This is a genomic window from Enterococcus pallens ATCC BAA-351 (assembly GCF_000407485.1).
Classification (GTDB): Bacteria; Bacillota; Bacilli; order Lactobacillales; family Enterococcaceae; genus Enterococcus_A; species Enterococcus_A pallens.
Window position 1 is genome coordinate 396194 of record NZ_ASWD01000002.1, and the last position, 25393, is coordinate 421586.

Here is a 25393-nt window from a genome sequence, read left to right on the forward strand (position 1 = left end):
TCTTTAAATTTTTGGTGTTTTCTTCTCTTTTATAGGTGGCTTGGTCTCGGTTTCTTCGGTGTCGATCAGTACGTTCCACAGAATAACTAACGTTACAACCACGCAAATGGCTACCTGAATCCACAGCTGATCGAAATACGATTCTGCTAGCTTGATACTGAAAATTGCCAGCAGGAAACAAATGACTAGGATAAACGCTAGTTGGACTTGTTTTAGTTCCTGTTGAACTCGATAAGCCGTTTCAATCGGGACTCGTTTTTGTTGGGCTACCTGTCGAACGGAATTCTTCTCGGCTAAAAGCCAGATCATCTCGCGATAGAGCTTGCGTGCCTCTGGTTCTTTACTAAACAGAGAGTATGCATCTTTACTACGATCTCGCTCTTTTCCTGCTTTAACTAATACGGGATGAAGTAAGCGATCATTGCGTAACGACCAACGAAAAACTTGTCGCCATTCTTCAATTGTTAATTGTGGAAGATTCAGTACATCCAGCGTCAATTCTTGTGTTTCCAGTTGGTCTAGGCAAGCCAGCAGCTGTCGGTAATCACGGGAAATAACTTCCCAAGAAGCAATTACTAGATGATCACCTGGTTGAGCAAAGTTCATTAACGCTTGAAATTCACTTGTCGGTGAATGCAGGGCTTCCACCTCTTGTGCACCATCCGAAAAGAGTTCGTCCACCGGGTAATCTTCCAGCATATCCAATTGTTGGGTCAGTTGAAATCCGCGTGCATAGCCAAGATTCATCGTGTCCTTCCTCTTTCTATTGAAGTTTTCCGCCTATCGGAACCCGGCCGCTGCTTGCTTCGCAGTAGCCGAGCCATCTTATTCTTTAAGTCCCGTTGATCTTTCATCAGCGAGAACAGTAAATAGCTTTGAACCAGTACAATCAGGCCTAGTACTAGTAATAATAGATAGACCATGTTCTGCCTCGCCTCTTTCGTTTATTGGGTTTTAATTTTTCCTAAGTCGTTCTTTTTGTAATCCCAGCTGTAAGGCTGCGGTGTTATATTTTCTCCATCTGCCGTTTGATTTGGTTGGAGATAAATAGTCAGCCACAATTCATTATTGGCATCAATTGTTCCTCGGTTCAGTATCGCAGGACCAGCAGTGATTGCCGTGTTGCTCTGATGGCTGGCGGCTTCGGTGGTCACATAATGGCCGAGATACTCATAAAAGGACGGAATCACTGGTTGTATAACCATCTGATCTGAATCATCTGTTAATGGCTTGGTTGTCAAAATAAAATTGGTAAATGCAGGATTGTCCGCATTCTTCCCAGAATTGACAATTGTATTGGCTTGATAAGTCGGATCAATAGCTGGATTACCACTATTAAATAGTCGATTTTTAATCTCTATATATCCTTCTGTTGGTACCACTAGTTCATTGGATGGCTTCATCACTACCTGTCGAACGTGAAGGATTGCTTTTCTTAAGGAGTAGATTGCCTTTCCTTCTTGATAGGTTGCAGAAACTGTATAGCCAGTTCCTCTTGGTGTATCATCTGTCTCCCGAAGTTCAACAAAGCTGTAAAATTCTAGACTTTTAGGTTGAACGGTAATCGTCTGGTCCAGTCGCAGTTGTTGATCAAAAAGTAGATCTCCATCTGTCACAGCCGTTCCCTGCTCATCATAGGCTTTCAGAGATATTTTCTGCGGAATAGCTGCGTTCCAACAGACATCGGTTATTTCTTCTCCTTCTGTTTGACCACCGTATTCGGAGAATTCGATATAAAAGCCGGCAACTACAGTTCCACCGCTGTAAACCCCATCATATACAACGTCATTCCAATACTTTGTTTCATTAGCTTGTGCAAATTGTAAAACACATTCATTATTCAAATTATTGTTAGGCTCATGGGACGGCGATGCTGAATAGTTATCAGGATTATTAAATCCGTTATAGACGCCAACCGGTGATTTCCCTCCTTCAGCAAAAGTTGGTTTATCAAAGAAAACCGTCCCAGCTTCTGGCCCGTTCACCCAGTACCAGTCACTTGCTGTACCTACTGCATAAGTATAGTGAGTAATATTAGGAGAGATATAGGATTCATCATCAATTCGTTTAGCTGAAGGTGTCGTCATCCTCAGCCTAGTACCTCCCAGCCAGCCATAAGTTTTTCCGATGTTGTCATAAACAAAGTCATGTTCTTCTTCTGAGGTTAACGTTGCTAGATAGCCTGTTAACCCACGATAAGACATCGTTTTGGCTCGATTATATGCCTCCATCCAAGTATGCACCTCGGGAATAAATGCATAATAATGCCTCTTCCCACTAGGATCAATCCAATACGTATAAGCTTCTTCATGAAGAATTATTTTAATGTTGCCAGAAGTATTTACCGAGTTCTTAATAGTAAATCGTAATCCTTCAAGAAATGTTTGAATGGTCGCTGCACTATTATTTGTTTCCATCGCAAAGCTGAAAGAATAATAGTCAGTTGTTTCACTATTTTCAAACGAATACCAGTCTGCTGGTAGAGTTAGCGAAGAGAAATCTTTAATCTCTGTATTTTTCGGAATTTGAACTTCAATCGACTTCATCTTATTATCCATTGTAGAATCGACAGCTAGCTCTACTAATTTTGCTTCATTACCTGTCCGTTCAATCTCAAAGTCAATCGGCTGGGTCATATCCTTGATTTGTTGGCTGGAAACAGTCCCCACATTATTGGCACGATCAACTGCAAGCACATGAACATATTTTCCAGAAGTATTTTTTTCTGTTAAGCTAAAGCTTGCCGCAGTTTCGTACTTCACTGAATCATCATTTGGTGCTACGTAAAGATCATAGTCACTAGGATCAATGCGACCAAACGCATCTTTCTTTGCTTCTACTTGGGCAGCTAAAGTTGAGGTAGGCGAGTTCGACACTTCATAAAAATAGCCTGCAATATTACTAGTAATGGTTTCTTTCACCTTATCCGAAGTTTTCACTCCACTATTTTTAGTGTTCGCTTCAACGTACCATTGATATTCTTTTCCTTTATCTGTAGCATCCACCCGAATATTTACGTTTTCTTCATTCCCACACCGAATAATAAGCTCTGGCTGTTCAGGCTTCGCGTTGTCTAATACTGTATAATCATTAGCTTTGGATTCTAACGTAATTTGTGCCAAGTTATATAGAGTATTAGCGATTATTTTTCGTTCATCAATTGTAGAACGATTTGCGCTTTCACTACTATGCCCGGTTTGAATCATCCCTGCATTTCCATTTGTTACTAAATAGAAGTTAGCCGTAGAAGTCGGGGTATCATGGATTTTGCTTAGATCCCACGTTCCAGGGTTTTTAAAATTAAGCCAAATTGTTCCGTTATGTGCGCTTCCAGCAGCTTGACCGAATGAATGTGTATAAGGTACAGTAAGTTCTTGATCATTTTCTAATTCATGAGGATATTTCATTAAATAGCCATTATTATTAACAATGACGGTAGCTGATCCTGGATATAATTCACCAAGAGCATGTTGGTTTCTCAGCTCAATCCCCAAATAAGGAGCTAAACGATTATTTTGGGTTAAATCAGCCGTTAATCCCGCCCATCCCCGTGTATTGCCAGATAACACGTCATGCCCCACCAATAAACCTCTGCCTGCATCAATAAACTCAATAAGTCTATCAACGGCTTTTTCATTAAAGGAAACATTATTATTGGCATTTGCAGTTCCTACAAAAACAACATCATATTGATATTCTCCTTGAGCATTCTTCAAGTAACCAAGAGGATCATTATTGGAATTGGTGTTAAAATCCGTGAGAGAAACTGGTGTAACATCGATTAAACCTAACCCCACAGTCGGATCACTCATCCAGTCACGAACATCATTAGGATAAACATCCGGGTAAATATTCAAAACCTTTATTGCATCCCCATACCTGGTAGAACGTACATCCCAAGTAGTTCCATCTTCTGATTGATACAGGCGATACCCTTCTGAACTTAAATCAGGAACATCATCCCAATTCAACTCAGCATAGCTTTTTTTATCGGTTCCATCCCATCGATTATCCGCGGTTAGTCGGAAAGCTCCGTCAGTTACTACTTCAGAAGCTTCGATCTTTTCTTTTTTGGGACTATCTTTGTTAGTAAAAAACGCAAACATCCCAGCAACAGCTATCATTGCTACTAAAATTCCCAAAGCGATTCGAGAATGATAATTCGTTCCTTTTTTCGACCCATTTTTCATTTCTTATCAATCCCTTTCCCTTCAACACTTATCAAATCAATGTTCTACTCGATAAAACACTCATCTCATGAGTGCTGCACTTTTTCATGAAGGGACACAGAAACCTGTATCCCTACTTATCAACCTTTGTTTTCAGTGCATCATCTACATCTTTTAATGGGGCTGTGGTTGGTGTGTTTCCTTGCCACCAAGCATCCCGGTAAGCAAATTCTGCACAATTAATCGTTTCAGCTTTCAAAATAATACTCAGCTTGGCATCGTGATACCGATCTCTTAACTGATCAGAAAGCTTCACCTTCTTGAATAGCTCACTGGTCTCTTTTCCAGGTTTAACGGCTTCCTTAATATAGTAGTAATAACCGTCTCCGCCATCTAACCAATCCGACGTAGTCATTTCTTCCAATATTAAGTCTGTCCCAATTTTCAATGGCAAGATCTGCTTGTTCTGGGCATCACCAGCTATTTCTGCTTGTACCTGTGGAGACACCATTACTCGAACGAACTGATTGATAGATCCATTGTTTTTGATTGAAACTTCTTTTTTAACTGAAAAATCTTTAGGAACCTCCGTTCGAACTTCAAAATCTTCCACAATACTCGTTTCCACCTGACCAACCCGAAAATCATTTTCTTCCCGATCTGTTGCTGTCATTGTTGCATATACCAGATAACTGCCGCCAATTAATAGGAGGAGACAACTGAATGCAATGACAAGGTATAACGTGCGACGATTTTTTCTTCGCTGCTTCATCGTGCTCCTCCTCTACTTGACTAATTTATCCTTGTATAACTGATAGGCGTGATCGCTACTGGTAATTCCCCAATCAGCAAGCAAATCTTTCGTAAGATCGTGGGCCTCCATTTCAGGAACTAATTTGTACAATGCACCTTTATATTGATTGGCATACCCTTGATTTAGGGAAATACTTTCCGTCAGATCAGTAGTTGATTCCTTTGGCTGCAAAATTTCTGAGTAGTAAAAATACCCATCTTCGTAATACCAATAGTTGTCTTTCCCACTCGCTGCAGCTGGTGTATCAAATACCTTATTCGCAGTAAAGGTTAGCTCAAATGCTGATAATGGCAGCGTACGAGCCCCACCATATACGTAAGGTTGATCAACTAGAGCCGTATCTGCTTTGTAGTAAGTATTGGAATTTACTTCGTAGGTGTTACCCACTACCCAGGTTTCAGTTCTCTTTACATCAATTAAAGTAGTAAAGCTGTCGAAAACCTTCAAATTCCCGTTACCATTCAAATTGTTTTGCGGATTGGTATCCAAACGATGATTATCCGATGTATCTACCTCAAAGCTGACAAAAAATTCCGTCAAAGATAGACGAACAATTGCCGGAACTTCTCCATTATTGGTTACTTTTATCTTTTTAGTTTTTTTCACTCCTGGTGCCCAGTCGTAAACCCGCTGGAAATCTTCTTCGATTAGCGCAGATAACGACTTATGGTTTGCGTTGGCACGGTTCACCCGTTCATCAGCAGATGTAATCCAGGCGTAGGTACTGCCTACAATTAAAAGCAAACTCAAAACAAGTGAGAAGCAGGCAAAAAGCAGCTTGCTTTTTAGAAATACACGAAAAAGATGTTGCCGTTTTTCTTTTTGGTTCATTCCTGCTCCTCCTCTCGCCGTTTTTTCCATAGGAATAATGCAATCATTACCAGTAATAAGCCAGTCAGAAACATGTAAACCATTTGTTCGCCTGTTTGCGGCAATAGCTTCCGATTAGAAGGAATTCCTTGTCCAGTGGACGGTAAATTGCCTGATCCTCCAGGTGAACTGGGGATTGTCGGTTCAGATGGTTGCGTTGGTGTTGGAGGTTCTGTCGGTTGATCCCTAGTTCCCACAAAGGTCCAATAAAACTCCAGCTTGCTTTGTTCCCGTAAATCATCATTGGTAAGATGTGCATCCATCGTGAAGCGTGCCTTCAACAGTTTATCTGTTCCGTACCTGCATACCCCCAGTTCTAAAGGAGTCTTTGACCAGTCAAAGCTGCCATCTCCTAGTATCGAACCTTGATAGATTTCCTTTTCATCCAAAAGAAGGGTTAAGGTAATGTGCTCTTTCCAAAAAATTGATCCGGTTGATCCTACTTCCTCCACTAACAGGCCTAGAGAAAAAGGGTCTTCCAGGTCTAAACTGCGGATGGTAATTTCCTTTTCATAGACCTCTCCAGGGAGAATACCGACTAAATCAATATAGTATTCTCCCTCAGAGGTGGCATACATGCCTTCAGAATCACCAATCACCAAGCCAGGAGGAAGTGTTTTGGCTGCCTCAACAGCTAGAGAACCGCTGAACAGAATGATGAGACTGAGTATTCCAATAAGTATTCTGCGCATGTTCATTCACTCCCTCCTTGCTTAAAACCTCATCAAGTTAAATACCAGCAACTAGTTTGTTTACAATTGCTAACGTATCGCCAGTTGGTGTTGAACCACCACCTAGGTTCCATCCTGCACTGTCTGTTAATGCTGCTTCTGTTGCCTGTACAGCTTCCATCTTCACAACTAAATCGAAGGATGCATTGGTGTATTCAACGCCTAACGCACTTTCGAAGACCAATTTCTTCAATAGATCTGGAGTTGTTTCACCAGATTTCAATGGAACAGTGTAGTAGAACCAGCCATCTTCTTCGTTGTATACCCATTTGCTGCTTGCTAAGGTTGCAATGTCAGTGATATCTGTTCCATAACCGACACGGATATGATTTTTACCTAAACCAGTCGTATCTGCTTGTAACCCGTAATTAGTTGAAGAAGCGATTGGTTTTTGGTCTGCTACAGTGGCTGGAGTTGGTCCAGGAATAGTAAAGCCAGCACCTAAACCAGCTGCTGTGTTCGTGTAGTTGTAGTCTACGCTGTAACGTACGCCAGTAGTTCCCAGCAATGCGTTACCTGAAGCAGCACCGGCTTCATCTGGTAAAGTAGATTTTGCCCAGTTAGCTACGGTATGCTTGTAACCATTTTCGTAATAACCGTATTTTACATTTGATACGGTGAAGTCCCAATCAACCCCATCATTACTGCTGTTTTCATTAGTTACATTAATATCACAAGTCATTGCTTGGTATTTATTTTTTGTTGCATCAAAGCCTGGATCTCCTGGATTTAAACCAGCATTGGATGGATCCGTGTAATACTCATGAACCATTTTAGTTTCCAAGTTGTTGCTAATAGATCCTGTTAGCGGATCCACTACTTTTCCACCTTTAGCTAGTAATTTTACATTGGTGTCTTGCGCAGTTAAGCCAGTGACTTGCGCAGTTGGAACAATGGCATACCCGTCATTGAACATTGCTGCTGCATTGGCATTTACTGGCATATGTTTGCCTAAACCAGGATCATTGGCTACATACGTGTATTTTGCATTAGCTGTAGTAGCTGGATCGTACTTCACATCCCCTTTTTCAGTTAGATGCTTCAGCACTTCTTCATAAGAAATTCGGACAAATACACTGGCATTCCCTGTATTGGAAACCGACACTTCCTTCTTCGCTTCTGTCCCTGCAACTAACGGCATTGGTTCCCATTGTTCTTTCAATACCACACTGTCGTCATTTACCGCCGCGGATTCTGCCCGGTTAATCCGTTGATCCTGAGCAGTAATCCAGGCAAACGTCCCAGAGATGGCTGCGATTAACGCCAAAGCTGCTGCGGCAGCCATCAGCTTTTTCTTTTTGCTGTTCTTCTTCATTCCTTTTTCCTCCTATACATCCTTTTTTCTTTTTTTATATAAACACTCGCAACTTACGAGCGGTTATACCCCGTTGGATACCCATTTCTTTTTATTGGTCGTTTGGCTGGTTCTGGTTGCAGAAAATAAGCTTTCAACACCAAGAAGAAGCCAAAAGTCGATAGCACACACACAATACACAGCCACAGATTTTCCTGCACAAAGTTTAAGATACTGCCCATTTTGGGAACGACAAACGTCACTTTTCCTCGCACACGATCAGCGGAAATGGGCGGATCCTTGCTTTTGTTGGCATCCCCTTTAGTGACAATGTAGTCACCCTTTTCCCCATTTAGTTCATCTAGCCGCTCCACCATTCTATGGGTCAGGTAACGATCGCCCTCACCGACTTGGAAAGTGACAATATCGCCTTCTTTGACTTGACTGCCGTCAGTCATCTTTACCAGTACGATATCCCCAGCATAGAAACCTCGTGAAGGAGAATCCGGTTGCGGTGCCATGGAATCGGTCAACACTTGATAAAAGCGATAACCAAAAATAGCGGCATCGGATTTTTCACTAAAGGCAAACATCAAGGAGCTAAGTAAAATACCAATCGTCAACGTGTAGAAAAACAGATTGTAGATAAACATAAAGATTTTTCGATTGGTTGATTTTTTGGCTTCCTGTAAAGGCAATGCCGTTTGTGGCGGAGCCATTGGCCGCTGCGGTCGTGCTCCTCTAGGTGGCGGCATTCGCTCGCGATCGTAAACGTCAGCATACGACGGCCGCGGGTTACGCGGTATCCGATTTGGCGGATAATCTTCAGTATGTCTTCCTCTAGGATGGCCGTATTGTCCCTCCCGTTTTCTTGATTCTTCATACATTCGTTCAGCCGGTCGTCTTGGAGCAGACCCTCTAGGATTCGGATAGTCTTCTTCATACTCGTATCCTCGAGAAGAGCGGCGACTAGAAAGGGGCCGTTCTTCACGGTAAGATGGTCGTTCTTCATGCTCGTAGTCCCGTTCTCGATAACCTCGTTGTCTTGGCATAGCTCCCCTTCTTTCATTGTGCCGTTCGATTGCCTGTCACCTCTTTTGCCGGTCGCTGAGTGATTGGTGGAATTGTTACCACTGTTTGTTTGGTCTCGCTTGTTAGAATGTTTGTGTTTTCAGGGGTACTTGATTCCGTTTTTTCGTTTTTTATCTGCTCTACGGAAGATTCTGTACTTTCCTCTGAGATTTCTAGGTCTTTGGATGAAGGATTTTCTTCTTCCGCATCAGGATCAGCATCAAATACCGTTAAGTGATAGGTTTGGATCAACGCATTTAGCTTTTTGTCGTAGAACGTATCAGTGGCGTATTTTCCTGTCAGTCCTTTCGTCGCCACTTGGTAACTCTCTGCATATTCTTTCCAAGTTGCCTGATAAAAGCCTGCATTCCCCGAAATACCCTTTTTCAGTAACACCGCATAGTCTTCTAAAGATTCTTTGTAGCTTGGATACTGCCGAAAAGCCGATTGAATCGTGTACAACTGACCGTTTCCTTTGTCTTCTTGCGTATTAAATGACACGTTTTTCCCTTGATAACTCCCTTTAATTCCAAATAAATTGTGATGCGGTGGTCGTGCCAACTGACTGTTGCCTGATCCTGTTTCTAAGATCGCTTGGGCAATCATGACTGAAGCATATAAATCTTCCTGCCAAGCAATTACTTGCGCATCTTTCCCTATGACTTGAATGAAGGCTTCGGTTGTCTGATTTTTACTTACCGAGAATTGGTAGTTTTCCTCTACTTTTTTTGCAGGCAGATTTGTTTGAATCTTATTCGTTACTTCTGAAATGAGTAGTGAAGATTCATTCGATTCTTCTGTTTTTTCTAATTCACTGGACAATATAGTCGATGTGCTTGAATTAGATGCTTCGCTACTTCTGCTTTCTTTTATGGAAGAAGCTAAAGATATTGTTGATTCGACTGGTTCGCTAGCTGTACTACTGCTAGCGATGATTCCATTCTCTGTACTTGCCGCTGTCTCCAGTTGGAAATCAGCTGATTCCCTCACTTCTGCTAAAACGATTTGTTTTATTGATAGCTGATTTCCAGTAATTAAAATAATGCCCAGTGCCAAACTGCCAAGCAGAATTTTACCCTTCATTAGGCTCCCGCCTTTCATGCGACGGTGGTCGCGGCTTTCCTCTCGGCCTTCTTGGTCTGGCAGCTGCTTGTTTCAGCTTCAATAGGACATTATGGTAATACAACGCAGTCATCCGTAAATAAAGTGCCAAAAGCATTAGCAATAATAGAAGAAACAATTGACTAACAGTGACTACCTCTTGAAAATCGGTAAAATAGAAAAAAATTCCTAATACAAGAACTCCTAACAGCACCACCAAGGAAAACAACCAGTAAACCCAATACCAAAAGGTGTACCATTCAATTTTTTCTTGCAATGTTTTCATTTATTACTGTTCCCCTCTTGGACGATACCTAAAATTTGTTTTTCTGAGACTAAGCCAAAGATGCGGCTGTCTTTAGAAATGGTGCGATTGTCTCCTAGGACAAAATAATAGCCTCCAGGAATCGGTTCATTTGAGATGCTTTCCCAAACAAAGTCCTCTGTTCGATAGGCGAAAGCGTCGGCTATTACTTCATGGTTAACGAGTAACTCACCAGCTTGATAATCAATTCGTTCCCCTGGCAAACCAATCACTCGTTTCAAATACAACTCGTCGGGCGAATCCGGCGGGTGAAGGACCACCACATCGAAACGTTTCGGCTTGCGATGGGCTTTCACTTGGACAATCTCTTGTTCCCAATAAGTGGGATTCATGGATTCACCACTGACAAAGTATTTCGGATACAACCAGTAATAGGTCCGGAATGCAATAAGAAATATGAGGTAGCAAAGAACAAACAAACCTGCCAGCTTTGAAGCTATTGACCACTGAAATCTCCGACCTCAGCCAACCTCCTGAGCTTCTTTGACTGGTGTATCCTGTTGTTCTCGAACCATTCGTTCGAGTAATGCACTTTCTCCTTGAAGCAAATCAAAGTAAGCCGCCTTACTTAACAAATTGTCGTAATCCATCTTCATCAACTTGACATAAGGCTTTCTAAACCAGGGTCTGGCATGCACCTTGGCTCGAGACTCGATTACCTGACATTCATACAAGACAAAGTGAATGTCTCTCGCCGAAAGATTCGCTTTAATTTGTTTGACTTGATCTCGCTCGTAAACCAGTTTATTTCCAGTGACTGTCATCTTTTCCGTCTTGTTAATTAACTCCCCGTTTAGATGCCACATCTGTTCTAGGAAGCGAGCTTTTTGTAATAGATAGGTGTACTCCCGCAAACTAATCTTGATTCGTTTGTCCCAGTCGTTTTCTTCGCTACTCTTTTGATCAAAGTATTGAATCCCGCTGTAAAGCATGGAGAGCTCCAGTTTCTCAATCACCATTTCCAGTTTTTGATTCACGGCCCGCAGCCGAGCTTTGCTTTGACTCTCTTGCCGAACCTCTTCTTTCTGGATTGGATCCACAGGTACTGTGGATTCTTGAGTCTGCTTGATTATTGGTTTGCTTGGACTGGGCTCTCCATTTTGTTTTTCTTGAACAATCCCTTCAGAAAAATGTTGTTCTGCCATTTCTAACAATAATTGTTCTGCTTGCTCCAAATTATTCTCTGTATTCATTGGAAATTGTTGCTTTAAGCTGTCTTCCAAATGAATCGCAAAAGGGAAGCCTGTTTCTCTATAAACCAACGGAATAAAATCAAAGCGATAGACTTGTCGGCCATACTTGGGTTCTTCCGTCTGGGCCTTAATCCAAGCGAACTGTGGAAAGAATTGATGTAGTGATTGCCAAAGTGCCTTCCAGTTTAATGTTCCTGGGATCAAAAGTAATTCGACATGGTAGCTGCTATTCATTAATCGAAATAATTGCTCAAAGTGCTGGTAAATCTTTTCCCGTTGCTCATCATTCAATGTGCCATGTGGGGCATATAAATATTCACAGGCTCGTTCAATTTCTTCTAACAGCGGCTGTGAAACCAACTCCTCCTGCATGGTGGGAGCCGGTGTTGGATAAAGGGTAAGTTGGTTCTGTGATTGCTTCACCGAAAAACCTCCCCTCTTCTATTCGTCATCCAATAAGTTGTCGCTTGTCGCTAACAAACGCACAAAAAACTGGGTCGTTTCTTCTTGTACTGAACGCAGACGTTTACGATAGTTTTTAATCTCTTGCTTCATCACCCGTAATTCCAGTGAAGCATCATGAATGACTTGATGGGCTTCTTGTTCTGCCTGGCTGCGAATACCTTTAGCTTCATATTCTGCTCGTTCCAAAATTGCTCGTTCCTGCTTCTTGGTTTCAATCAGAATCGTAGCCAGCTCTGCCTTCATCTCTTCATTTTCTTTTTGGGTTTGTTTCAGCTCTTCGACTTGTCGGCGTGCTTGAATCAAGGCCTCGGTTTGATTGGTTTGACTATCTTTCAAATCAGCTTTTAGCTGTTCTACTTTATCCGTTAATTCCTGAATCTCACGATCTTTATCTAGTTTCAGCTGTTGTAATTCTTTTTTATTCTCTTTTTTCAGTTGTTCTGTTTCAGACTGATGTACCTGAAGCGCTTGATCTTTCTCTGACAAGGTGGTTGCCATAGTAGTCATTTCAGTTTGTTTGACTTCCAACTGATGCTTTAACTGAGCAACGGTTTCTTCCAACCGTTCCACTTCTTGTTGCAGTGGTGACTCTTGTCGTATTGGTTGTTCTTCCTCAAAAGCGGGTGAGTGCTTTGGTTCAGGCTCACCACCATAACGATTGTCATAACGTTCCTCTGCAGAAGGCTCCGCCCGTCTGCGTGAGCGCCGATCTCCACGGTCATAGTCCCGATAATTTTCTACTGGCCGCTCATATTCTTCTTCGGGATACGCATCATATCCGTAATCATCTTCGTACCCTTCGTCATAGTCGTCGTAATAGTAGTCGTCTTGATTCGTTTCTTGATAGCTATCCTTCTTCTGTTTGCCAAATCCAAACATGCCGCTTCCTCCTCTATCCACTAACTCCTAAATACTGCTTTTTGATAATTCTGCTTGTTTCATCTATACTTTTAGCAAGCACAAAAAAGCTGCTTTTTTCATAGTCTTTGGAAGACTATGAAACCTCCCTAAAGGCCTATCAGGCCAACAAAAAAAGACCGTCCTTTGACGGTTGTTGACGGTATAAAAAATGGATGTACTCTTTTTCGTCACTTCAATTAAACAATTTCTCCGAAAAATAAAACAAACAGTCACACAAAGACCTTAAAATCCTTAACTTATTACCTCACCCTTAAAGAAAACGCTTACCTAGAAAAAGATAAAAAAAGCCTCCCCAATGAAGAATATCGTCTTTTTTGAAAACGGTTTAGCTAATTGCCTTCTCCATTTGACCAACTACCTGGAATCGTTGTTCCATGAGAGAACCTGCGTATGTATCTAAGGTCATTTGCGTGGAGCTATGTCCCATTAAGGCGCTGACACTCATGATATCCCCCCGACTTTCTAAGCAGCGAGTCGCAAAGGTATGTCTCAATTGATGGAAATGGATTGTCGTCAATTTAGCTTTCTCGCGAATCTTATGAAAATGATACGTCAACAGTCTTGGCTCTACGGGTTTCTCATGATTGGTGAGAACAAATTTTCCTTTTGCCTGCTGCTTTCGTTGCAATAAGACTTTTTTCAGTGTCTGACTCATTGGAATCAAGCGCGTGGAAGAAGCTGTTTTTGAACTGGTATAAACTAACTCAGTTTTCTTCCCATTGAATGCCCCGATGATACGCTGCACCGTTGAATGAACATGAATCAAGTTGTTCTCAAAATCAAGATCTCCCCAAGTAAGAGCAGAAATCTCTCCGATTCTCAAACCAGCATGAAGAGCCAGCAACGTTGCGATTCCGCGCCCTTTCTTTTCCGACAAAGCCAGAGTTTCCAAGCCTTTTTGTTCCTGTTTTGTAAGGGCCTGATTCTTATTCTTCACCAATTTAGGCAGCTTTACTGAAGCAAATGGATTCTCATTAATCATTTTTTTCCGAATGGCTAGATTGATGCATTGCTTGGTAATGCGGAAGACCGCATGAATTGTTGAAGGCTTCAGTGCTCGCTTTTCTAAGTTCTTTAATAAAATTTCTGCCGCGTCTTCATCCAATTCGTTTAAATTATATTCACCAAGAATATTCAATACATAATGCTCCAGTTTATGCTCATAATTTGCATAGGTGGACTGCTTCACCTTGGCCTGAACCTCCTGAAGCCACAGGTAGGCCCACTCATTAAAGCTGATTGCGGAAGTTCCCTGATTACTTTGGATAAATTGATAATGCAGCTTTAAGGGATACAGCTTTTCACGGACTTCTTTTAAAGTCTTGCCGTACACTGATCCATACATAGTTTTGCCCTCTGCGTTTTTGCCTTTGGAATAGCGGCCCTCCCAGCGTTTGTCTTTGCGGCGATAGATATTTTCACCTCTGCGCATGTTTTCACTTCTTTCTATTATATTCATTAAGGACGTGATTTTTGACGGTGAATAGATTTTCCGTCTATTTCAGGGGATTCCTACTCTGTTAACCAGGGCAAGAAGTTCCAAAGAAATAATTTTAATTATTTTTATAAAACATATTGCGTATTTCTACCTCCTAATCTATAATTAGACTAGTTAATAATCCACAAATATAAATAAACATAATTACTTACGAAATCATCTCATAGTCTTCCAAATACTATGAAATAAATTCAATTCTTTCAGTCATTCATCATTATTGAATGGCTTTTTTATTTCCAAAGATTAATAACCCCTTGTACATTATATAGATTAACCAAGCTAAAAAAACGATAATTTTTGTTAGATACATCAAAAATATTGATAAGATTTATTTTTGAGTCTATCCGTCTCCTTAGTTAATCATTTCTTCGCACAATAAAAAGAAGCACCTGCCATCGAGTACTCCGTTCGCAGATGCTTCTTTTCTTTATTCAATTTTAGTTCAACACTCTTCCGGCACTTTCAAATGGATACCAGCTGACATGAGTAATTTTCACGACATCACCTGGCTGCGGTGCTTGGATAAAGTATCCATCTCCAATATACAATGCCACATGGTGAGCAGGCCTGCCCCAGAAAACTAAATCGCCTGGCTGCACTTCATTAATCGGTATTTCCTTCACTGCTGCCTGTTGGGCTTGGCTGACTCGCGGAATTCCAATCCCATTTTCGGCAAAGACCCATTGCATAAGTCCACTACAATCGAAGCCGTTTGGAGTAGTACCACCCCAGACATATGGAACACCAAGGTATTTTTTAGCTGACAAGATGATCGCTTGAGCTTTGTCCGAAACTTCTTCATCCGTCGATAAGCTTTGACCTAAGATAACTTGATCTAGTAGCGCTTGTTGCTGCGACTTCAAGGCTTCTTCCTGTCGGCGTTCTTCCTCTTGTATCTGAGCCAGTAAGGCTTCATTGTCCTTCAGTTCTTTTTCCAGTTGTTCCTTGCTGGACTGTTGCGTTGCCATCGTAGCGTTTAATTGTTCTTGAGTGGCTTGATATTCTGCTCGTTTTTTCTCCAGCTCTTTTTGCTGCTTGGTAAGGTTCTCGGTTAATTCGGTATATTCCTTAGCTTTGGCATCATCCGATTGACGAACCTTCTCAACTCCTTTGATGGAGCTTAGCATTTTTGACCAGCCCTCTAATTGAAAGAAATTCACTTTCCGATCGGCATCCTTCAGTTGAATGGCTCGTACTCGTTCTTGAATTTCCTTTTCCAGCTGTGTCAGCTTGTCTGTCGTATCCGCCACTTTTTTCTCCTGAATAATGATTTCTTGATCTAAGCTTTGGATCTTTTTTTCTTGCTGCTCTTGTTCCACTACGGTTGTTGAAATTTCATCATTTAGTTGGCTCAAGCGCTCCTGCAATTCCGTAATCGCCTGTTGAGCTTCTTCTTTCGGCTCAGCGTGGGCCGGAGTCATGAAACAAAATAACCCCATACTTACGATAACCGCTATGTACAACTTTTTCATTTAAGCACCTCTGTTCTTACCCTTTTTCGACCTATACTAACTCTTGCTTGCTTCAGCATTCATATCAAAAGATGCTTGCCATCTTGTTCGATCAAATGAAGCTGGTAATTTTCTTTTACAAATATAATGTATAAAAATGTGTTCCCTTCATTATATTCATATTTGAACGCGACTAGCAAGACCCTATGTACAAATATTTTTGCTTTTTTTAACTTAAATATAGCAAGCACCAACTTTTTTACTATTTAGAGCTCTGCCTTGTCGAATAATTCGTTGTCTCGTTTTATGAGAACTCGATAAATAAAAAAAGAGAGAAGGTAACTTGACCAATAGATGGTTAGTTATTCTCTCTCATTTGTTAAAATTATTCGCTTATTTACAGTTTTTTAAGCAACTTCTACTTTTGAATCTTCTTCCTTCTCTTCAGGCGCCTTCTCGATTATCTCCGAACCTTTTTTAATTTTTCCTCGTTTGACAATTCCAACCTGCATGACGATACAGATCAGCATTAAGGTTCCAACAAAAATTTTGGTCCACCAAGAGCTTAGTGTTCCCTGAAAATCCACCATTGTTCGAATCACTCCTGAGGTTAATACACCAATAAATGGGCCAAACAGTGAACCGACACCCCCTGTCAGCAGTACGCCGCCAATCACACAGGCGGCTATGGCATCCATTTCCAGTCCTTGTGCATGCAATCCATAGCCAGAAAGTGTATACAACGTAAACATAATCCCTGCCAGAGAAGAGCTGAAGCCGGAAAAGCTGTAAACTAAGATTTTCGTCCGCTCAACAGGCAGACCCATTAAAACTGCGGATTGATAATTTCCTCCCATTGCATAAATCGTACGTCCGAATTTAGTAAATTTAGAAAGATAGACACAAACCAATAAGAATACCAAAGCAATCAGGACATTCAACGAAATAAAGTAACCTGGCAATAGGTAAATCTTAAACTGCGAGATTGCATGAAAGGTATCATCTGTAATCGGAATGGTTTTTACATCGATCAAGTAGCAGACACCTCTAGCAAAAAACATTCCGGCTAAAGTGACGATCCACGGATGTAGCTTGAAATACTGAATTAAGAAGCCCTGCAAGGTTCCAAATAGACTCCCAACTACTAAGCAAATCAAGATCACTGCAAATGCTGGCAAACCAGCTCTTAACAAACCAGCAGCAATCATACTAGTCATCGCAATTACCGCACCAACTGACAGGTCAATGCCTCCTGTCAAAATAGTGAAACAAATACCGCAGGCTAAAACAATGACGTGTGCATTGCTAATCAGCAGGTTCAAGATTACGCGCAACGACAGAAAATTGCTATACATTACTGAGCCAGCTAAAAACAATAGCAGAAAAATACCCAGGGCTGCGAAAAGCGGCAGGCTATTTGCTTTAATTTTTATTTTACTCTTCAATCGAAACACCTGCTTTCTTAAATGGAAGGTGCTGGGTCCATTCCTTTGTTCGTTCCGAAGACAGTAAGACAACGAAAATGACTACAATCGCTTTTACCACCATAATAGTTTCTGCTGGTACGCCAAAGGTAAAGATCGTCGTTGTCAGCGTTTGAATAAACAGTGCACCGACGACGGTTCCCCCTAGATGAAACTTGCCGCCATCCATTGATGTTCCTCCTAGGACGACTGCTAAAATAGCATCCAGTTCTAGGTTTAATCCGTTGTTGTTGCCATCTGCACTGGATACATTGGCACTTTCCATCATCCCAGATAAAGCAGCCAGCATGCCGCACACGATGTAGCAGAACCATAGGATTTTCTGAGTATCAATACCTGAATAGCGGGCCGATTCCTCATTAATTCCGACTGCTTCAATGCCTAGGCCTAGAGATGTTTTACGCGTGACAAAATAAATAAGCAAGGTGACTGCAACCATCAAAATTGTGGCAAAAGGAATACCGAACACGTAGCCTCGCCCTAAAAAGGAATAAGCTGGACTAGTAATAGTTAAAATTTCTCCATTAGAAATAATTTGAGCCAGCCCCCGCCCGACTGTCATCAATATTAAGGTGGCAATCATCGGCTGAATGTTCAAGCGAGCCACCAATAATCCGTTCCAAATACCACAGAGCATTCCTGCCAGCAGGCCTGCCAAAATGGCAACTGGAACAGCCGCACCAGAAACACCTAGCAGATAAACAGCGGTCATCGCTCCTAATGCACTGACTGAGCCTACGGAAATATCAATGCCTCGCGTGGCGATTACTAACGTCATTCCCAGAGAGACAATCACCAGGGAAGCCCCGCGGTTTAATACATCAATCATCGAACCGTATAGATGACCATCCGTAATCGCTATTTTAAAGAAGCTGGGAGAAAAAATTAGATTAAACAGCAAAATCAAGCCTAATCCAATCACCGCCCACAGCTCTTTCATCGTTAAAAGTTTCTTCATGTTTTTACACCGCCTCTCCGGCAATCGCCTTCATAATGTTCTCTTCAGAAATTCGTTCTTCAATTAACGTCCCCACCTGCTCACGGTCCCGCATCACCAAAATACGGTCGCAGCAACGAATCATTTCTTCATATTCTGAGGAAATGAACAAGATGGACATTCCTTCTCTTGAGAGTTTCAAAATCAATTGTTCAATTTCCCGTTTCGAACCGATATCAATCCCTCTGGTCGGTTCATCTAAAATCAGCAGCTCCGGCTCAGTTACCAGCCAACGTGCCAGCAGGACTTTTTGTTGGTTCCCACCGGACAGCTCACCAATTTTCTTCTCGGCATTGGGTGTTTTGATATTTAACAGCTTGATGTATTTATCGGCTATTTCCTTTTGCTGCTTTTCCGGGATCTTTTTTAAGCCTTTGCGTGCCTGCAACGATAAAATGATATTTTCTCGAATGCTTAAATCAGCAACGATTCCTGAAGCTTTGCGATCCTCTGAACAAAAGCCCATGTTTTCCTTGATTGCCTTTTGAGGAAACATTCGTTTTATTTCTTCCTGGCCGATGTACAGCACACCGCTGTCAAATTGCTTTGCGCCAAATAATAATTCCGCAATTTCACTGCGGCCCGATCCTAAAAGTCCAGCTAGGCCTAATACCTCCCCTTTGCGAATATCCATTGAATAGTCGTAAAGCACTCCTCGCTTAGTTACCTTTTCCATCTTGGCGAAAATTTCTCGGGAATACTCTTGATCCTTGCGGAAGGCGCGAGTATCCTCATCCTTGAATTCCTGACCGATCATTTTGGTAACTAATTCAATTTGGCTTAATTGACTGGCCAAATATTCGCCTACAAACTTGCCATTTCGCAAAACAGTAATTCGATCGGAAACAGCATAGACCTGATCCAAAAAGTGCGTGACAAACAGAATTGCCATGCCTTGCTCTTTTAAGTTCCGTATAATACCAAATAATTGTTCTACTTCGTTTTCATCCAAGCTGGAGGTTGGTTCATCTAAAATCAGGACACCTGCTGACATATCTACCGCTCGAGCAATCGCAATCATCTGTTGGATAGAGACAGAATAATTGTCCAAGGTTTCGGTGACGTCTACCTGGATGTGCAGCGATTCTAATAATGCCTTGGCTTTTTGGTTCATCGTTTTCCAGTCTACACGCCCCTGCTTCATGGGCTGCCGGCCAATGTAAATATTCTCAGCTACTGTTAAATTGGGGCATAGATTGATTTCTTGATAAACCGTACTAATTCCTTCTCTTTGCGCTTCTTCGGGACTTTGAGGATCAATTTCTTTGCCGTTTAAGGAAATTGTTCCCTGTGTCTTGGTGTGTACGCCAGTGATCACTTTGATCATCGTTGATTTTCCAGCACCGTTTTCTCCCATTAAGGCATGGACTTCCCCTTTGTATAAGTTCAATTGCACGTCATCTAAGGCCTTCACACCAGGAAACTCCTTGGATACATGCTGCAAGGCTAATACCACTTCTTCCAATAGTTCTCACTCCCTTGTAGTGTCAATAGTTGGAGGTTGTGACAGAAGCGTTCAGCTCCGAGAAATAAGACGGATAATCCGAAAATTGCTGAGAGACACAACGGACATCGGAGTTGATGTCGAACAGTACCTACCCGGAGCTTCTCATATTTTTGCGATTATTCGGCTTATTTCCGAAGGAGTTGCTTCAGTCACACCGATTATACGTTTTTAGTGACTGTGACGTTTTATGTCACAGTCACTTAAGGTTAATATGGTCGAGGCATGTTTTCTTCGACATTCTTTGCATCAAAGATTCCTTCTTCAACGAAGACTTCTTTTTCAACATCTTCTCCGTTTTTAATCTTTGTTGCAGTCTCCATAATGTCTTCTCCTGACAATGGATTACATTCAATGACTGCATTGATTTTGCCGTCTTTGATTTGCTGCAAAGCATCATTGGTTCCATCAAAGGAAATAATGATGATGTCCTTACCTGGCACTTTTCCGACTTCTTCAATGGCTTGGATAGCTCCCATAGTCATATCATCGTTCTCTGAAACCAGCACGTTGATTTTATCCCCTGAGGATTTTAAGAAAGCTTCCATTACTTCTTTTCCTTCTGCACGAGTAAAGTTACCAGACTGCTGCTCAATAATTTTCCAGTTTTTATTCGCCTTTACTCCTTCTTCCAGCCCTTCCGTACGTCCGACCTGAGCAGAAGAACCGGTTGTTCCTTGAAGATGTGCAATATTCATTTGTTCTTGATCCTTGCCTTGTTCCTTCAAGTAACCTTCTAACCAAGTAGCAGCCTTCACACCTTCCTCTTTCATATCAGCACCAATCCAAGAGGTGTACAGCTCATCTACATTTTTCCCAGTGATTTGGCGATCTACTAGAATAACTGGAATATTTGCATCCTTGGCCTCAGTTAAGACGGTTTCCCAGCCGGTTTCAACAACCGGTGCTACCGCAATTACATCTACTCCCTGTTGAATAAAATTGCGAATTGCAGAGATTTGGTTTTCCTGCTTTTGCTGGGCATCAGAGAATTTAAGCGTAATCTTGTCATTGTTTTTAGCCGCATCCTGAACAGATTTTGTATTGGCTGTTCGCCATTGGGACTCTGCACCTAGCTGAGAAAATCCGACTGTTACCTTACCATCAGATTTGTCATCTGCTTTGGCATCGCCTCCTCCATTTCCACACCCTGCTAAAAAAGCGCCACAAATTACTAACCCTAACATTGTTTTAAACAGATTTTTTTTCATTGACTGTTTGCCTCCTTTTTTCTTATGAGTTAAGTGTAAGCGTTTGTTGCTAGCGGTTTCATTCTTATTTTTGGGTAAAATCTTTGAATATTTTCGCTTCACCGCAGCAGGATAACGCTTTCTTGGATATCTTTTGATTTTTCCTTGAAATTCTTTTGATCCCTGTTGATTCCTGAAAATTAACGGGTTAGGCCATTCACCAAAATGCCGGCATCGGTTATTATTAATTTATAGGATTAGCTAACTTAGGAGGGAAGTTATGAAGAAGCGGATCACACTTTTGTTGTTTATTTTCTTGAGCTTTTTGGTTGGTGGCTGCGAGGAAAAGTCCGAACCGGAAAAAGAGATTGTCATCGGTTTTTCTCAGCTGGGAAGTGAAAGCGCTTGGCGTGAGCGCAATACACAATCAATTTTAGAAGCGGCTGAAATGACTGATTATAAGATCCTATTTGCAAATGGCCAGCAAAAACAAAATAAGCAAATCAAAGATCTCCGCTCCTTTATTGCTTCAAGAGTAGATGTGATCGTTCTATCCCCTATTGTTGAGACTGGCTGGGAGAATGTTCTGGAAGAAGCCAAGGAAGCGGATATCCCTGTAATCTTGAATGATCGCAGTATTGTTGTAGATGATCCCAGTCTGTATCAAACACTAGTTGGAACTGATGGGATTGCCCAAGGCAGAAGAGCCGCTGAATTTTTACAAAAGAAATTTGCTGGTTACGAGGACTCGATCGAAATCGTAGAAATTACCGGGACCCCTGGCTCCTCCTCAGCTGAAAAACGTGGAGAAGGCTTTCGCGAGATAATAAATACCGATCCTCGCTTCAGCATTATCACTTCAGAAAACGGTGATTACATGCTATCAAAAGGAAAACAAGTGATTAGAAAGCTGGACCAAGCAGGACAATTGGAAAACATTGATGTCATCTTCAGCCACAATGATGACATGACCGTAGGAATTGTGGAATATTTAGAAACGACTACAATCGAACCTGGGAAAGATATTGTGATTGTTTCTGTAGATGCCCAGCAGGAAGCGATTGAGCTGTTAAAAGCAGGCAAAATTAATTGTACGGTGGAATGTAATCCCAATAGCGGACCTAAGCTGATGACCACCATTAATCATTTATTGAACAACGGAAAACTGGAAAAGCATAACTACCTTTCTGAACAGGTTTTTTCCGAGTTTTCTGATTTAGCTGCCATCAAGGATCGGGGGTATTAATGTTGAAGCTAAAGGCGCTCACTGCTACCAGTATTCAAGGGGCCTTACATTTTAGTCATCGGCTGATGATTTTGTTAACGGTTTTGCCAGTCGTATTGATTTCCTTGTTTTATTTCATCAGTATGAATCAGTACCGCAACATCATTAAAAATGTAAACAACGCGGATGAAATTCGTTCCTCCGCTCCTGCTGAGATTAACAATGCGCTCTGGTATCAAGTTGCCGGAAAAGCCACCGATGAACAGAATCCGATTGCGGTTATTACTATGTATGCTGAAAAATTAACCGAGTTAAAAGCTGCGGCTTCTACTACTGAATTGCGGCAAACAGCTGTTGTTGCCTCCCGTATCTTAGAAACCGTAGAGCATTATGCTTGGCGCATTGACTCTAATATCAACAACAATCTTCCCGTGGAGGAAAATGAAAAAGTTCTAGAGGAAATTTATGAAGTCAATGAGCTACTGGAAGATACGTTAGGAGAGTATGTAGCCAGTGAAATTAACGTAGCTGCTCAAAAGAATAATTACATGTCTACCGTCATTATTGTGCTGGTTATTTTAGAGCTGCTCCTTGTTTTTGCTTTGTTGATTTTCATCCGTTCTTTCCAGCGCTACTTGGACCGCACGATTCAGGAGCCTATCACCAATTTTTCCCAGATGACTGCTGAAATTTCTCAGGGAAATTGGCAAGCACGGGTCGATCATGTTCATGTCACCGAGCTTGACTCACTAGGGAATAACTTGAATCAAATGGCTAATCAGATTGAACGCTTATTCGATGAAAATACACAAAAACAAAAAAGTCTGGCTTTATCAGAAATGAAGGTACTGCAGGCGCAGATTACCCCTCACTTCATTTACAATACCTTGGATGCCATCGTGTCCTTAGCCCAGCAAGGCGACAATCAACGGGTGGAGGAAATTACCTACGCCTTGTCGAATTTCTTCAAAATCACCTTAAACAAGGGGAACGAGTGGACCACCGTTTCCACAGAGATGAAGCATGTAAAAAGCTATCTGGATATTTTGAAAACCCGTTACGGCCCTATTTTATCCTACGAAATCACTGTTGATCCTAGCTTGAATCAAGAAGTTATCTTGAAAATGATTTTACAGCCGTTAGTAGAAAACGCGGTTTATCATGGGATTAAAAAAAGCCGAAAACGTGGTTTAGTAGAAATTCTAGCTGGCAGAAAGGATCAACAGCTCTTTTTCACGGTGACAGACAATGGCACTGGAATGACGGAAGCAGATTTAGCCAAGGTGAAAGAGAATCTAGAAAAGGTCATCACCGATGAAGACTTTTCAAATCAGCTTCACGGCTATGGCTTATACAACGTGTATCGCCGCTTAAAGCTTTATTTTGCTGATGAAGCTGAACTGTTGATTGAAAGTCACTATGACATGGGAACGAGTGTAACAATTATTTTGCCAGAAAAGGGTGAAAAAAATGACTGATCAGTCCTTACTGAAGGTATTTATTGTTGAAGATGAATTGCTGATTCGAGAAAGTCTGCGAAATCTTTTGGTGACCTACGAAGAGTCCCATCAGATTGTTTACGCTGGTGAAGCCAGTGATGGAGAAATTGCTCTATCTATGATGCGGGAGATTAAACCAGACATTCTATTGACCGATATTCGCATGCCTTTTATGGATGGTTTAACTTTAGCCAAGTATGCAAAGGAGCTGTTTCCTTGGCTGCATGTGGTAATCATCAGTGGCCATCAAGATTTTGAGTATTTACAAGAAGCGATTACTGTTGGAGTAGACGGCTATTTAACAAAGCCCATCCTGTCGAAAGAATTAGATGATGTGCTGAAACGGATTCGGGGCAAGCGTGAAAAAAAGCTGCTGGAGCAAAGCAATCCTTTAAATCAGGAGATCATGATTGATTTTGAGTATTATAAAGAACATTTTGTGAAGAAGCTGAAGGAAGGCAAATACAGTGCAGATGATTTGTTTGAACGTGAAAAACGCTTGGCTATCACATTTGTTGGTAAGACCTTTACGATTTTGACTGCCAAGCTGGAGCCGTTATCGGCGAATAAATCCTTTTATTACCAACTCATCACTCGTTTTTCTGAATTGTTTCAAGCAGATGATCATGTATTATTAACTATATTCGATAATTTTACAATGGTCGGCATAATTGCAGGCAACAGCTTTAAAGAATCCCTGAATAAGGCCTATTATGTTGCTGACATTATTCAATATGAATTACGCAAACAAGCCATCGAAACCTTCTTAATTGGGATCGGCAGCACAACGAATCGCCTTTCCGAATTGGCTTCAGCCATTCAAAAAAGTGAAGATGCTCTTGCTTTAACGAGCTTTTCTCCTCAACAACAGATTGTTGAGCTGACTGTTCCTTCTTCAAGAGTACCCAAGGAATTTTCAGTTACCTTAATGAAGCTGCTAGAAGCGGAAAGCTTGAACATTCCTGAAATATTAAAGGACATAGAAACGATTCAAATCACAGACAAAACCACCAATCCATTAATATTAAACCAAGCCATTTTAGACACCTTCTTTTTATGGATTAAGCAAATGGATGAGACAAGCTACGACGAATTAACGCAGGAATATTCCAGCAGCAACCTTGAAATGATTTGCCAGACTCCTACCCTGTTTAAACTGACAAGTCGCTTGCTTTTGGAAGAGGTGGAACGGCTAAAAAAACAAGAACGGACAGACGGGGCTCATTCAAGAGCAGACTTACTGATCCAAAAGTGTGTGGACTACTTGCGAGAAAACTACAATAACCCAAATCTTTCCTTGCAGTTTCTAGCTGACCATCTAGAATTAAGTCCGGCCTATTTAAGTACTATTTTTTCGCAAATCGAAGGCATTACCTTTATTGACTATTTAACAAATATTCGGATGGAGCAAGCCAAAAAGCTGTTGACTGAAACCCAACACAAAATAATCGATATTACCTTTGAAATAGGCTACAATGATCCCAATTATTTCAGCTTTACCTTTAAGAAGAGAAATGGATTGTCTCCAAAGGAATATCGGAAACAGCATACAAAAAAGGCAAGGTATGACGATCAGAGTCACTGAAAAAGT

At 41.4% G+C, this 25393-nt stretch carries 21 protein-coding genes; 3 read left to right on the forward strand and 18 right to left on the reverse strand.

Annotated features, from left to right (window positions below):
- Window positions 1–3: 3 nt before the first annotated feature.
- The 18 genes from I588_RS08555 to I588_RS08645 all read right to left on the reverse strand — a co-directional run bounded on the left by I588_RS08555 (window position 4) and on the right by I588_RS08645 (window position 21099).
- Entirely contained in the window at window positions 4–747 is a 744-nt protein-coding gene (locus I588_RS08555) for a recombinase family protein (protein WP_010755440.1), read from the reverse strand.
- Window positions 748–944: 197 nt separating this feature from the next.
- Window positions 945–4190 carry a C-type lectin-like domain-containing protein gene (locus I588_RS08565; RefSeq protein WP_010755438.1) on the reverse strand — a complete coding sequence of 1082 codons (3246 nt, stop codon included), beginning with the start codon at window positions 4188–4190 and terminating at the stop codon, window positions 945–947.
- A gap of 112 nt (window positions 4191–4302) precedes the next feature.
- Window positions 4303–4941 (reverse strand): hypothetical protein, encoded by a 639-nt coding sequence (locus tag I588_RS08570; RefSeq protein ID WP_010755437.1) that lies wholly within the window; start codon window positions 4939–4941, stop codon window positions 4303–4305.
- A 12-nt stretch (window positions 4942–4953) separates the two neighbouring features.
- Window positions 4954–5814 (reverse strand): BsaA family SipW-dependent biofilm matrix protein, encoded by an 861-nt coding sequence (locus tag I588_RS08575; protein ID WP_010755436.1) that lies wholly within the window; start codon window positions 5812–5814, stop codon window positions 4954–4956.
- The gene (locus tag I588_RS08580; RefSeq protein WP_010755435.1) at window positions 5811–6551 is read right to left on the reverse strand and encodes an LPXTG cell wall anchor domain-containing protein; all 741 of its coding nucleotides are present in this window, start codon (window positions 6549–6551) and stop codon (window positions 5811–5813) included. Before I588_RS08580 ends, I588_RS08575 begins: the two co-directional genes overlap by 4 nt.
- Window positions 6552–6582: 31 nt before the next feature.
- Complete coding sequence (locus I588_RS08585; RefSeq protein ID WP_010755434.1) at window positions 6583–7899, reverse strand: hypothetical protein; 1317 nt, start codon at window positions 7897–7899, stop codon at window positions 6583–6585.
- 53 nt (window positions 7900–7952) lie between these two features.
- The gene (locus I588_RS08590) at window positions 7953–8930 is read right to left on the reverse strand and encodes a signal peptidase I (protein WP_010755433.1); all 978 of its coding nucleotides are present in this window, start codon (window positions 8928–8930) and stop codon (window positions 7953–7955) included.
- A gap of 13 nt (window positions 8931–8943) precedes the next feature.
- Complete coding sequence (locus I588_RS08595; RefSeq protein WP_010755432.1) at window positions 8944–10032, reverse strand: glucosaminidase domain-containing protein; 1089 nt, start codon at window positions 10030–10032, stop codon at window positions 8944–8946.
- A complete protein-coding gene (locus tag I588_RS08600) occupies window positions 10022–10336 on the reverse strand; it encodes a hypothetical protein (RefSeq protein WP_010755431.1) in 315 nt (104 codons plus the stop codon). Before I588_RS08600 ends, I588_RS08595 begins: the two co-directional genes overlap by 11 nt.
- A complete protein-coding gene (gene lepB / locus I588_RS08605; RefSeq protein ID WP_034692346.1) occupies window positions 10333–10794 on the reverse strand; it encodes a signal peptidase I in 462 nt (153 codons plus the stop codon). Before lepB ends, I588_RS08600 begins: the two co-directional genes overlap by 4 nt.
- A 42-nt stretch (window positions 10795–10836) precedes the next feature.
- The gene (locus I588_RS08610; protein ID WP_010755429.1) at window positions 10837–11991 is read right to left on the reverse strand and encodes a hypothetical protein; all 1155 of its coding nucleotides are present in this window, start codon (window positions 11989–11991) and stop codon (window positions 10837–10839) included.
- 18 nt (window positions 11992–12009) lie between these two features.
- The gene (locus tag I588_RS08615; protein WP_010755428.1) at window positions 12010–12912 is read right to left on the reverse strand and encodes a coiled-coil domain-containing protein; all 903 of its coding nucleotides are present in this window, start codon (window positions 12910–12912) and stop codon (window positions 12010–12012) included.
- 367 nt (window positions 12913–13279) lie between these two features.
- The gene (locus tag I588_RS08620; RefSeq protein WP_010755427.1) at window positions 13280–14386 is read right to left on the reverse strand and encodes a tyrosine-type recombinase/integrase; all 1107 of its coding nucleotides are present in this window, start codon (window positions 14384–14386) and stop codon (window positions 13280–13282) included.
- Window positions 14387–14889: 503 nt separating this feature from the next.
- On the reverse strand, window positions 14890–15924 hold the full coding sequence (locus tag I588_RS08625; RefSeq protein WP_010755426.1) for a C40 family peptidase: 1035 nt from the start codon (window positions 15922–15924) through the stop codon (window positions 14890–14892).
- 386 nt (window positions 15925–16310) lie between these two features.
- Window positions 16311–17348: a galactofuranose ABC transporter, permease protein YjfF gene (yjfF, locus tag I588_RS08630; RefSeq protein ID WP_010755425.1), complete on the reverse strand. Its 1038-nt coding sequence runs from the start codon at window positions 17346–17348 to the stop codon at window positions 16311–16313.
- Window positions 17338–18345: an ABC transporter permease gene (locus tag I588_RS08635; protein ID WP_010755424.1), complete on the reverse strand. Its 1008-nt coding sequence runs from the start codon at window positions 18343–18345 to the stop codon at window positions 17338–17340. The genes yjfF and I588_RS08635 overlap by 11 nt, the downstream gene beginning before the upstream one ends.
- A gap of 4 nt (window positions 18346–18349) precedes the next feature.
- Complete coding sequence (locus I588_RS08640) at window positions 18350–19840, reverse strand: sugar ABC transporter ATP-binding protein (protein WP_245569559.1); 1491 nt, start codon at window positions 19838–19840, stop codon at window positions 18350–18352.
- A 257-nt stretch (window positions 19841–20097) separates the two neighbouring features.
- Window positions 20098–21099 carry an ABC transporter substrate-binding protein gene (locus tag I588_RS08645; protein WP_010755422.1) on the reverse strand — a complete coding sequence of 334 codons (1002 nt, stop codon included), beginning with the start codon at window positions 21097–21099 and terminating at the stop codon, window positions 20098–20100.
- Window positions 21100–21358: 259 nt separating this feature from the next.
- Here I588_RS08645 and I588_RS08650 point away from each other — a divergent pair, with 259 nt between their 5' ends.
- From I588_RS08650 to I588_RS08660, 3 genes are read left to right on the forward strand one after another with little or no spacing between them, the layout of a single operon-like run.
- Entirely contained in the window at window positions 21359–22324 is a 966-nt protein-coding gene (locus I588_RS08650; protein WP_010755421.1) for an ABC transporter substrate-binding protein, read from the forward strand.
- Window positions 22324–23781, forward strand: coding sequence for a sensor histidine kinase (locus tag I588_RS08655; protein WP_010755420.1), 1458 nt, complete (start codon window positions 22324–22326; stop codon window positions 23779–23781). Before I588_RS08650 ends, I588_RS08655 begins: the two co-directional genes overlap by 1 nt.
- A complete protein-coding gene (locus I588_RS08660) occupies window positions 23774–25387 on the forward strand; it encodes a response regulator transcription factor (protein ID WP_010755419.1) in 1614 nt (537 codons plus the stop codon). Before I588_RS08655 ends, I588_RS08660 begins: the two co-directional genes overlap by 8 nt.
- The last annotated feature ends 6 nt before the right edge of the window (window positions 25388–25393 follow it).